This window comes from Falsiroseomonas oryzae (assembly GCF_027856955.1).
GTDB classification, from domain to species: domain Bacteria; phylum Pseudomonadota; class Alphaproteobacteria; order Acetobacterales; family Acetobacteraceae; genus Falsiroseomonas; species Falsiroseomonas oryzae.
On sequence record NZ_JAPSMD010000227.1, the window covers coordinates 1 to 8,633 of the forward strand.

The following is an 8,633-nucleotide window of genomic DNA, read 5'->3' on the forward strand; positions in this document are numbered from 1 at the left end:
CGGGCAGCCCAGCTGGGGCGGATGCGGGCGACGCGCGCGGCGGCAGCGGCGCCGGCAGCGGGCGGGAGCCGGAGGTCGCACCGGCCAGGCGCTGGCCGAAATCGCCGCCCACACCCTCGCGCCGCGGCTTGAAGAAGATGCCGTGCGGGCTGCGGCCGACGCGGATGATCTCCCAGTCCGTACGGCTCGGGTCGAGCACGGCGACTCGCCCCACCCAGCGCAGCGTCATCCAGACGCGCCCTTCCGGGTCGAAGGTGAGGCAGTCCGGCCCGCCCGGGATGTTCCAGACCCGCCGCACCTGCAGCGTCGCCGGGTCCACCTCGACCAGCCGGCTGTCCACGCGGGAGGTGGCGAACAGCGCCCGCCCGTCCGGCGAAGGGAAGATGGTGTGCGCCCCGCGCCCGATGGTGAAGGCGCGGGCGACCTCCCGCGTCTCGGGATCGACGGTGACGAAATGGTCGTCGCCCATGATGCCCACGATCAGCCGCCCGCGATGCCAGGTGACGCCGGCCGGCTCCTTGCCGACCTCCACGGTCCAGAGCTGGGTACGCGTCTCGAGGTCGAAGGCGGCGAGCCCGCGGCTGCCCTGCAGGGTCACGAAGACCCGCCTGCTGTCGGGGGAGAAGGCGACGTGGCTCGGCATGTCGCCGGGGCGGAAGCGCTGCAGCAGGGTCAGCGTCGCGGCGTCGTAGATGTCCACCTGGTCGCGGCGCAGGCTGGCGATGACGAGGTATTTCCCGTCCGGGCTGTATTCCAGGTGGTAGGGGTTCGAGATGCGTTCGCGCCGGCGGACCTCGCCGGTCAGCGGATCGACGAAATGCAGCTCGTTGCCGCCGGAATCGGCGATCACCAGCTGGCTGCCGTCGGGCGTGAGCACGAGGTGGTGCGGCTCCCGCAGCATCGGGATGCGGCGGATCTCCTGGCGGGTCGTGGCGTCGATCAGGCTGACCGAGGCCTCGCCGGAATTCAGGACGTAGAGCAGGTCGGCCCGCGCCGCCGGTGCGGCGACGAGGAGCGCGAGGGCGGGAAGCAGGCGGAGGAGGCGCAACGCCGGGGTCCTCGGGGGTTTCGGGCGGGAAAATCGGCGCCGCGGCGCCGGATGTCCAGCGCCCAGGCGGCGGATCAACCCTGCGGCGAGGCGGGCGGCAGGGCGAGCTCGACCGGACCACCCAGCGCGCCGATGGCGGCGAGATCCCCGGCATGCCGCGCGGCCAGCCGGGCCGCGAGCCCGGGCTCCATCAGGTGCGGCCGTGCCCCCCCCGTCGGGGCGCGACGATCGATCAGCCCGGCGGCCAGCGCGCGCAGGGCCGGGAGGCGGTCGGCCGGCCACAGCCGGTTCAGGCGCAGCATGGCGCGGTACTGGCCATCGCTCAGCGAGGGGTTCACCCGCCGCACCAGGACCGCGGCGGGCGGCGCAGGCGCGCCGAGCCGGCCGAACAGGTCCTGCAGCACCCAGCCCGGCGCCGTGGCGAGCGAGGCATGGTCATGCACCACCAGCCGGTCGGCCTCTCCGGTCAGTGGCGCCGCCAACTCGCGGATCGTCGGCACCCAGGACAGCCGGTCGGGGTCGAGCCCGGCGAGGTAGCGGCCGAAATCGCCTGGCTCCCCGAGCCGCACGCGTTGGAGGTAGGCCGAGCACAGGAACTCGTCGAGCCGGCGGATGAACAGCAGGATCGTGAGCCCACCGGGTCCGGCGGCGCAGCGCAGCATCGCCGCGACCTCCCCGCAATGCTGGTAGAGCCGGTCCGGCGCGTTGCCGAGGTCGGTGCGCAGATGGCCGAGCAGCGACTCGTCGGAGGCGAGCCAGGCATGCGACGGGCGCCCGGGCGGCAGCAGCGCGGCGAGCGCCGCGCGCATCGCCGGCTTCGCCGCCGCGGGGTCCTGCCGCCAGTCCGCCGTCCTCCGGCTGAAGGACGCGCGGAAGGGCTGGTGCGGCAGCCAGGCGATGCCGGCTTCCGCCAGCCGCCCCGCCTCGGCGGCGAAGAGCGCCTGGAGCAGGCTGCTGCCGGTCTTGTGCGCGCCGAGATGGACGATGGCGCGCGGCGGCAGAAGGTCCGGCGGCGCGGCGGTCGTCACTCCGCCGGTCTGAACGCCAGCGAGACGCCGTTCATGCAGTAGCGCTCGCCGGTCGGCGCCGGGCCGTCCGGGAAGACGTGGCCCAGATGCCCGCCGCAGGTCGCGCAATGCACCTCGGTCCGCGTCATGAAGAAGGAGCGGTCGGTGCGGGTCGCGACGGCGCCCTCGATCGGCTTCCAGAAGCTCGGCCAGCCCGTGCCGCTCTCGTATTTGGTCGAGGCCTCGAACAGTGGCGTGCCGCAGCCGGCGCAGTCGAAGGTGCCGGGCCGCTTCTCGGCATTCAGCGGGCTGGTGCCCGGACGCTCCGTGCCATGCTGGCGCAGCACGCGGAACGCCTCGGGCGAGAGCTGGGCGCGCCACTCCGCCTCGGTCTTGCGGACCGGGAAGGTCTCCTCGGCGTGCCTGTCCTTGGTGCCGAACATCACGCCGCCCCCTTCTTCAGCCGGTCCGCGAAGGTCTTGCGGAACTTCGCGACCTTCGGCGCCACCACCACCCGGCAATAGCCGGACCAGGGGTTGCGCGCGAAATAGTCCTGGTGCTCGGGCTCGGCCGGCCAGAAGCGGGTCAGCGGCACCACCTCCGTCACCGCCTTGGCACCCCAGATGCCGGAGGCGTCGATCTCCGCGATCACCTCCCTCGCCACCCGCTCCTGCTCCGGCGAGTGGGTCAGGATGATGCTGCGGTACTGCGGGCCGACGTCGTTGCCCTGGCGGTCCTTCGTGGTGGGGTCGTGCAGGGTGAAGAACATGCGCAGCAGGTCGGCATAGCTGACCGCCGCCGGGTCGAAGTCGATCTGCACCACCTCCGCATGGCCGGTCTTCTTGTCGCAGACCTGCTCGTAGCTGGGGTTGTCCACATGCCCGCCGGCATAGCCGCTTTCGGCGCGCGAGACGCCCTGCAGGTGGCGCAGCGCGCCCTCGATGCACCAGAAGCAGCCGCCGCCGAGCGTCGCGGTTTCCATCGCCATGCGCGTCCTCCGTCCTTGCTGCCGGGAATGTGGGGAGATTCGCCGCCGGCCGGGAGGGGGTTACGACGTGGCGGCCGCGCCGCGGCCCGGCGCTACCCGAACAGCCGCGTCAGCCCCAGCGTCTCGCCATAGCCGTGGATGCGCCAGCGTCGGACCACCGCATAGGCGGTCTGGTAGAACAGGCGGTAGAGGAACAGGTTGGCCTTCTCCCTGTCCGTGAACCGGACTTCGCCGCCATTCGGGTCGAAGACCGTCAGCGGGCCGCTGCGGTCCGGGGCGTGGACGACGATGGCGTGCCCGATCGGCAGGCCGCGGAAGAACATCCCGACCAGCCCGTAGTCCGTCACCTTCTGCAGCGCGGCGATCAGCCGGTCCTGGGTCTCCCCCTCGGTGGTCCCGATGCGCACCATGCCGTCGGCGCCCAGCACCTCCTCCTCCACCAGCCGGCCGCTCGGCGCGCCCTGGGCGCGTTCGGGCGCCGAGCCGAGCTGGTCCAGCTGGAGCGCGCCGGGGAAGCGGCGGGTGCGCATCTGCAGGTTGATGATGGTCGAGATGCCGCCGGGGGTGTCGATCCAGCCCCAGAAATCCAGCCCGCGGCTGTGGCGCAGGATCCAGTGCATCGACATCGCCCAGCAGACGCCGCCATAGGTCCCGGTATGGGCGCCGAGCATCGCCAGGCCGCCGACGGGACCGCCAGGCGCGGCGCCGCCCGTGTAGAACATGTCGGGCTTGCGGCCGCTCAGGTAGGTGCGCTGGAACCAGTGCCCGTAGTCCCGGCGCTGGTTGAAGGCCCGCACCAGCGTGCAACCCCCAAGCGCACCGGCATTGATGAACGTCTCGGAAATGGTGGCGGCGGGCATGGGGATGCACTCCATGGTCGAGGCCAGCAAAGCGCGAAGGCTAGGGTCATGCCGACTGCAGAACAAGCGATTTGGCATGCGCAACCCTGGCTTGCGCCAGGCCGGGCCAACCGGGGGTTACGGCCGGCCCGGCCCCGGGGCAGTGTCGGCGCATGCAGAACGACGCCACCCTGGCCAAGGCCGTCGCCTTCGCCGCCGCCAACGAGACCCCCTTCCCGCGCGACCTGCGCGCGCATCTGGAAGCCGGTCATTTCGACCCGCCGCCGCACAACGCGCTGCTCGGCCCGGTCTTCCCGCGCGGGGCGCCGAACGGCCTGGTGACGCGCCGGGGCGAGACGCTGGCCAGCTGGGGCGACACGCGGCAGGCCGACCTGACCTTCAGCGCGGCCAAGTCCTACCTCTCGCTGCTGGCCGGCATCGCCTGGGCCGACGGGCTGCTGCCCGACCTCGACGAGCCGGTGCGCGCGCGCATCCATGACGGCGGCTTCGAGAGCGACCAGAACGCCCCGATCACCTGGCGCCACTTCCTGACCTGCACCTCCGAATGGGAGGGCGAGATCTTCGGCAAGTCCGACCGGATCGAGCGCGGCCGCCCGCTGGGCCGGGAGGATCAGGGCCCGGGCGACCCGCAGCGCGCCCTGCAGGCGCCCGGGACCTTCTTCGAATACAGCGACGTGCGGGTGAACCGCTTCGCGCTGTGCCTGCTGCGCCTGTTCCGCCGCCCGCTGCCCGAGGTCTTCGCCGAGCGGATCATGGACCCGATCGGCGCCAGCCGGGACTGGACCTGGCACCCCTACGACAACAGCGTGGTGGAGGTGGATGGCCGCCTGCTGCCCAGCGTGCCGGGCGGCACGCATTGGGGCGGCGGCGTGCGCATCCATGCCGAGGACCAGGCCCTGATCGGGCGCCTGGCGCTGCAGCGCGGCGCCTGGGCGGGGAAGCGGATCATTCCCGAACGCTGGTTCGACTGGTCCTTCGCGCCGAGCGCGCTCAACCCCTCCTACGGCTTCCTCTGGTGGCTGAACACCGCCGGCCGCTTCCCGGAGGCGCCGCGGGATTCGGTCTTCGCCTTCGGCGCCGGTGGCAACTACACCTGGATCTGGCCGGGCGGCGAGGTGGTGGCGGTGACCCGCTGGCTGGACCCCACGGCCATCGGCCCGTTCTGTGGGATGGTGGCGGCGGTGCTCGGCCGGGGGTGACGCCCTTCACGCTGGACAGGGGCGGCTCGGCGCAGGCAGAATAGGAACGTTGTCCTGCCGAAGGACCGCCGCTCCTTGACAGCCGCATCCGCCCCCGCCCGCTGCCCCGCCGGGCCGGGGCGGGGAATTTGTCCGGAACGCACCGGACTGCACCGCGCCAAAGCGCCAAGACGATAAAGCGGCGACGCGGCCCCCCTCGCCGCAAGCGCCGGCGCGCGTTATCCCCCCGCCATCGAAGCCGGAGGAAACGCCATGCGCCGACGCCATCTGCTGGCCGGTGCCGCCACGCTCGCCACGCCGCTGCTGCTGCCCGCTGCCGCCTTCAGCCAGGACGCCTGGCCGACCCGCCCCGTCACCCTTGTCGTCCCCTGGGCGCCCGGCGGGTCCAACGACATCGTTGCCCGCCTGATCGCGCCGCTGCTCGCCGAGCGGCTGGGCCAGTCCGTGGTGGTGGAGAACCGCGCCGGTGGCGGCGGGTCCATCGGCATGGGGCTCGTCGCGCGGGCACGGCCGGACGGCCACACCCTGCTCGTCTCCTCCGCCTCGAACCACGTCTTCCACGCGCTGGTCTCGCCCGACCTCGGCTACGACGTGCGCGAGGCCCTGGCCGGTATCGCCATGTGGGTGGACGTGCCGAACGTGCTGGCGGTGAACCCGGGCATCGGCGTGAGCACCGTGCCGGAACTGCTGGCGAAGATCCGCGCGACACGCGGCGGCCTCTCCTTCGGCTCCTCCGGGACGGCCAGTTCCAACCACCTGGCGGGCGAGCTGTTCCGCCTGCTGACGAACACCGAGCTGACGCATGTGCCCTATCGCGGCGGCGGGCCGGTCGCGACCGACCTGATCGCCGGCGTCATCCCGATGGCGTTCATGAACCTGCCCACGGTGGTCGGCCCGGCGCAGGCCGGGCGCATCCGCATCCTCGGCGTCTGCACGGAGGAGCGGGTGCGCTTCCGCCCCGACCTTCCCACCGTCGCCGAGCAGGGCGTGCCGGGCTACGCCGTGCGCAGCTGGACCGGCCTCTTCGCGCCCCGCGGCACGCCGCGCGCCGTGATCGAGCGCGCCTCGGCCGAGAGCCGCGCGGCGCTGGAGACGCCTGCCATCGCCGCGCGCCTGACCGAGCTGGCGAGCGAGCCGATCTACATGGACCCGGCCCGCACCGACGCCTTCGTGCGCGCCGAGTTCGACCGCTGGGGCCCGGTGGTGCGCGCCGCGCGGGTCACGCTCGACTGAGCTGATCCGGCCCGGTCCGTGCCCGGGCCTCGGCCGCCCGCCGCGCGTCGTGCTGGACGCCGCCCCGCGCGCGCTCTATGCCACTGACGTGGGGAGTTCTTTCGCGACCGCCCGAGGGCGGCGGAACGGGGGACTGAAAGCATGTCGGCTGGTGATGTCGTCGAGCTCGCGCGGGTCTGGCGTGGCCCGGTGGTCGAGAGCGTGCACCACGGCGTCGTGGTGGTGGCCGACACGGGCGGCACCCTGCGCCACGCCTGGGGTGACCCCGGCTGGGCGCCGACGCCGCGCTCCGCGCTGAAGCCCTTCCAGGCCGTCGCGCTGGTGGAATCCGGCGCGGCAGATGCGCTCGGCCTGACCGACGAGCACATCGCTCTCGCCTGCGCGTCGCACCATGCGCAGCCCTTCCAGATGGCGCTGATCGGCGACTGGCTCGGCCGTCTCGGCCTGACGGAGGACGCGCTGGTCTGCGGCCCCGCCCTGCCCCGCAGCCTGGAGGACCAGACCGCCGCCTTCGCGCATGGCGGGCCGCGGCGCATCTTCAACAACTGCTCCGGCAAGCATTGCGGCTTCCTGAGCGTCGCGAAGCACCTGAATGCCGGGCTGGACTACGCCAATCCCGACCACCCGGCGCAGAAGCTCTACCGCGACGTGCTCTCGGAATTCATCGGTGTCGATGCGGGCAAGCTGCCGGTGGGCGGCGATGGCTGCGGGCTGCCGGCGATCGCGGTGCCGATGGGGCTGATGGCCAAGGCGGCCGCGCGCTTCGGCGCCGCGCAGGCGGTCACGGCGGAGCGCCGCGCTGCGGTGCGCCGGGTGCTGAACGCGATGACGGCCTATCCCGACCACCTGGCGTCGAAGGATTCCCCGCTCGCCCGCCTGATCCGCTTCACCGACGGCAACGTCGTGGCCAAGACCGGCGCCGAGGGCTACCTGCTGGCCGCGGTGCGCGACCGCGGCATCGGCATCGCGATCAAGGTGGCCGACGGCGATGCCAGCGGACGCGCGAAGATGGGCGTGCTGGCGCGCATCCTCGGCCGCATCAATGCGCTGCCGGTGCAGGAAGCCGAGCTGATGATCGCGGCGGTCGAGCCCGCCATCACCGATAGCAACGGCAAGGAGGTCGGCAAGGTGGAGATCACCGTGCAGCCGCCGAAGCCGACCGAGCCCACCAAGGCGAGCCTCGGCTTCTGGCTGGCCGGCACGCCGGTTGAGCCGATCGTGGAGTTCCTGAACCCGTCACCGCGGTAAGGCGGCGCAAACGGCGTCAGGGGACCAGTCCCGACCGGTCGGTCGTGCCCCCACCCCGACCCTCCCCCGCAAAGCGGGGGAGGGAGCGTGGGTGCCGCCGGTCCCTCCCCTGCGAAGCGGGGGAGAGAGCGTGGGTTCCGCCGATCCCCCCTGGGAAGCGGGGGAGGGAGCGTGGGTGCTGCAGGTCCCTCCCCTGCGAAGCGGGGGAGGGTGCCCGAGCGGAGCGAGGGCGGGTGGGGGCGCGACCGACCCCGGCTACCAAGGCAGACTGAACCCTCGGCGCTACCGGATCACCCCATCGCGGCCAGCGCGCGCCCGCCGACCAGGCGCAGGATGCGCGTCGGGCGCTCCACGCCGATCAGCCGGTGGACGATGAGGATCACGCTGCGCCCGGCCGTGGCCTCGCCCAGCGTTTCCAGGAAGGCGCGCTCGGTCTCGGGGTCGAGGCCCGCGGCGGGCTCGTCGAGGATCAGCACCGGCGCCTCGCTCAGCAGCGCGCGGGCCAGCGCCAGGCGGCGCACCTGGCCGCCGGAGAAGCGCGCGCCGGCCTCGCCGCAGCGTGTCGCGAGGCCATCGGGCAGGGTGCGCACGAGTTCGCCGATGCCGGCGGCATCCAGCGCGCGCCACAGCGCCGCCTCCTCCGCCTCGGGCCGCGCCAGGCGGAGGTTCGCCTCGATGGTGTCGTCGAACAGCCTTGCATCCTGCGTCAGGCAGGCGATGCGCGCGCGCACCTCGTCGGCGGCGAGCGTGGCGATGTCCACCCCGCCGAGCATGATCCGCCCGGCCTGCGGCGCGGCGAGCTTGAGCAGCAGCGCCGCCAGCGTGGACTTGCCCGCGCCTGAGGGGCCGAGCAGCGCGACGCGCGCGCCTTCCGGCACCTCGAGGTCCAGCCCGTCGAAGACCGGCGGGCGATCGGCGCTCCAGGCGAAGTGCACGCCCTCCACGCGGATGGCGTGCCCGGCGGCGGGCGTCGCCGGCCGTACCGGCTCGGCCACCGGGGCGGGCGCGTCGGCGGCTTCGAACAGGCGGCGTGCGCTGGCGCCGGCCGCG

At 73.3% G+C, this 8,633-nt stretch carries 9 protein-coding genes; 3 read left to right on the forward strand and 6 right to left on the reverse strand.

Annotated features, from left to right (window positions below):
• From OZN99_RS19345 to OZN99_RS19365, 5 genes are all read right to left on the reverse strand, one after another.
• The coding region (locus OZN99_RS19345; RefSeq protein WP_270936904.1) for a YncE family protein at positions 1 to 1,048 on the reverse strand (1,048 nt) is incomplete at its 3' end.
• A gap of 74 nt (positions 1,049 to 1,122) precedes the next feature.
• Positions 1,123 to 2,076 (reverse strand): hypothetical protein, encoded by a 954-nt coding sequence (locus OZN99_RS19350; RefSeq protein ID WP_270936905.1) that lies wholly within the window; start codon positions 2,074 to 2,076, stop codon positions 1,123 to 1,125.
• Positions 2,073 to 2,498, reverse strand: coding sequence for a peptide-methionine (R)-S-oxide reductase MsrB (gene msrB / locus OZN99_RS19355; protein ID WP_270936912.1), 426 nt, complete (start codon positions 2,496 to 2,498; stop codon positions 2,073 to 2,075). The genes OZN99_RS19350 and msrB overlap by 4 nt, the downstream gene beginning before the upstream one ends.
• On the reverse strand, positions 2,498 to 3,043 hold the full coding sequence (gene msrA, locus OZN99_RS19360) for a peptide-methionine (S)-S-oxide reductase MsrA (protein WP_270936906.1): 546 nt from the start codon (positions 3,041 to 3,043) through the stop codon (positions 2,498 to 2,500). The genes msrB and msrA overlap by 1 nt, the downstream gene beginning before the upstream one ends.
• Positions 3,044 to 3,135: 92 nt before the next feature.
• A complete protein-coding gene (locus OZN99_RS19365; RefSeq protein ID WP_270936907.1) occupies positions 3,136 to 3,903 on the reverse strand; it encodes a YopT-type cysteine protease domain-containing protein in 768 nt (255 codons plus the stop codon).
• Between the two features lie 152 nt (positions 3,904 to 4,055).
• Between OZN99_RS19365 and OZN99_RS19370 the strand changes: the two genes are divergently transcribed.
• From OZN99_RS19370 to OZN99_RS19380, 3 genes are all read left to right on the forward strand, one after another.
• Positions 4,056 to 5,102 carry a serine hydrolase domain-containing protein gene (locus OZN99_RS19370; protein ID WP_270936908.1) on the forward strand — a complete coding sequence of 349 codons (1,047 nt, stop codon included), beginning with the start codon at positions 4,056 to 4,058 and terminating at the stop codon, positions 5,100 to 5,102.
• A gap of 252 nt (positions 5,103 to 5,354) precedes the next feature.
• Positions 5,355 to 6,335 carry a Bug family tripartite tricarboxylate transporter substrate binding protein gene (locus tag OZN99_RS19375; RefSeq protein ID WP_270936909.1) on the forward strand — a complete coding sequence of 327 codons (981 nt, stop codon included), beginning with the start codon at positions 5,355 to 5,357 and terminating at the stop codon, positions 6,333 to 6,335.
• Between the two features lie 141 nt (positions 6,336 to 6,476).
• Positions 6,477 to 7,583 (forward strand): asparaginase, encoded by a 1,107-nt coding sequence (locus tag OZN99_RS19380; protein WP_270936910.1) that lies wholly within the window; start codon positions 6,477 to 6,479, stop codon positions 7,581 to 7,583.
• Positions 7,584 to 7,873: 290 nt separating this feature from the next.
• Here OZN99_RS19380 and OZN99_RS19385 read toward each other — a convergent pair.
• Positions 7,874 to 8,633, reverse strand: a 760-nt coding sequence (locus tag OZN99_RS19385; protein WP_270936911.1) for an ATP-binding cassette domain-containing protein, incomplete at its 5' end; no start/stop codon positions are given.